Here is a 1398-nt window from a genome sequence, read left to right as displayed (position 1 = left end):
GCGGTGCTGGCCGAGCTCGCCGGGGTGCCGGCCACACTGGTGGTCTACGAGGCGCCGCACCGGCTGGCCGAGGCGCTGGCCGACGCTGCGGAGGTGCTGGGACCACGGCCGGCGGCCGTGTGCCGGGAGCTGACCAAGCGGTTCGAGGAAACCGTGCGCGGCGCGCTGCCCGAGCTGGTGGAGCGCTTTGCCGGCCAGGGGGCACCCCGAGGCGAGATCGTGCTGGTGATCGGCCCGCCGGCCGCCCAGCCGGTGGAGGTGGACGACGCTACGCTCGCCGCCGCCTTTGCGGAAGCGGCCGCCAGCATGGCCCCCCGCCAGGCCGCAAGGTTCGTGGCCGCGCGCTTCAACCTTGACGCGAACGCGGTCTATCGCCGGGTGGCCCGCAAGGACGGTGCGTGAGCGCGGACCAGGCCGGGCGGCGGGCGGAACACCTCGCGGCTTTCTGGCTGCGCCTCTGTGGCTGGCGGATCCTGGCCAAGCGGTACAGCACCCCGGTCGGCGAGATCGACCTGGTGGCGCGCCGCGGCAGGGTGCTGGCCTTCGTCGAGGTCAAGGCCAGGCGCAGCCGTGCCGACGGCCTGGACGCGCTGCGCCCGAAGCAGCGCCGCCGCTGGCGCCGGGCCGCCGAGTACTGGCTCTCCGGCCACCGGGTCGACCCTGCCACCGTCCTGCGCTTCGACCTCGTGGTGATCGTACCCTGGCGCCTGCCGCTGCACCTGGCCAATGTCGAGGACGGCGCTCCCTACTGACCTTTGCCCAGCAGCCCTCTCAAAAGGCTGCCGGCCCCCTCGGGGATGAGCGGCTTGCCGTCCTTGCCGCCCAGCTTGTTCACCTGGTCGAGTACCCGGTTCACCGTGTTTGGGTCCCTGGCCAGCAGATCAAGGGCAGCGTCGGCGTCGACGCTCACGCTCGGGCCGCTGAAGGGGCCGGACACCTGGATCGGCACCTCGGGGATCCGCCCCAGCACGCCGCCGCGCCCGGGCACGGACTTCGGGATCAGGCGCATCTCCTCGATCCGCTGCGCCCCGAGGTTCAGGCGGGCCGTGCCGCTGATGTTGGCGAGCGGGGTCTCGGCCGCCAGATCATCGCTGCGCGCGATCCCGTTCGCGATCGTGAAGCTAGCCCCGGCACGGCCGAACGGCGTGTTCCCGCCCGAGAGCCCGCCCTGGGCGAGGCGTGCCGCGACCTCTACCGGGTCGCCCGAGAGGCGCGACAGGTCGAAGCCGTGGACCACGCCGTTCAGGAGGGTGACGTCGGCGGTCCCGTCCAGCTCGCCCATCAGGCTGCGCACCGTGCGCGCGTCACCGGTCAGATCTGCGTTCAGGGCCATCCGCCCGTCCAGCCGCTCCTGCTGGACCAGGTCGCGCAGCAGCGGGGCCACCTGCAGGCCGGCAG

Annotated in this window: 3 protein-coding genes; 2 read left to right on the top strand and 1 reads right to left on the bottom strand. The window is 73.4% G+C overall.

Features of this window, described 5'->3' with window-relative positions; translation table 11 throughout:
- Both EQG76_RS05375 and EQG76_RS05370 read left to right on the top strand, forming a co-directional pair.
- Positions 1-402 (top strand): SAM-dependent methyltransferase (locus EQG76_RS05375; protein WP_331463725.1); only part of this gene is annotated, 402 nt, incomplete at its 5' end.
- Positions 399-752, top strand: coding sequence for a YraN family protein (locus tag EQG76_RS05370; RefSeq protein WP_159711286.1), 354 nt, complete (start codon positions 399-401; stop codon positions 750-752). The genes EQG76_RS05375 and EQG76_RS05370, both read left to right, overlap by 4 nt.
- On the opposite strand, the gene EQG76_RS05365 is transcribed toward EQG76_RS05370, so the two are convergent.
- Positions 746-1398: AsmA family protein (locus EQG76_RS05365; RefSeq protein WP_159711284.1), on the bottom strand; the 653-nt coding region annotated here is incomplete at its 5' end. The genes EQG76_RS05370 and EQG76_RS05365 overlap by 7 nt on opposite strands.

This window comes from Geminicoccus flavidas (assembly GCF_009806515.1).
In the GTDB taxonomy this organism is placed as follows: Bacteria; Pseudomonadota; Alphaproteobacteria; order Geminicoccales; family Geminicoccaceae; genus Geminicoccus; species Geminicoccus flavidus.
Note: the sequence above shows the minus strand (reverse complement) of the source record. Positions and strands in the feature narration are given on the sequence as shown.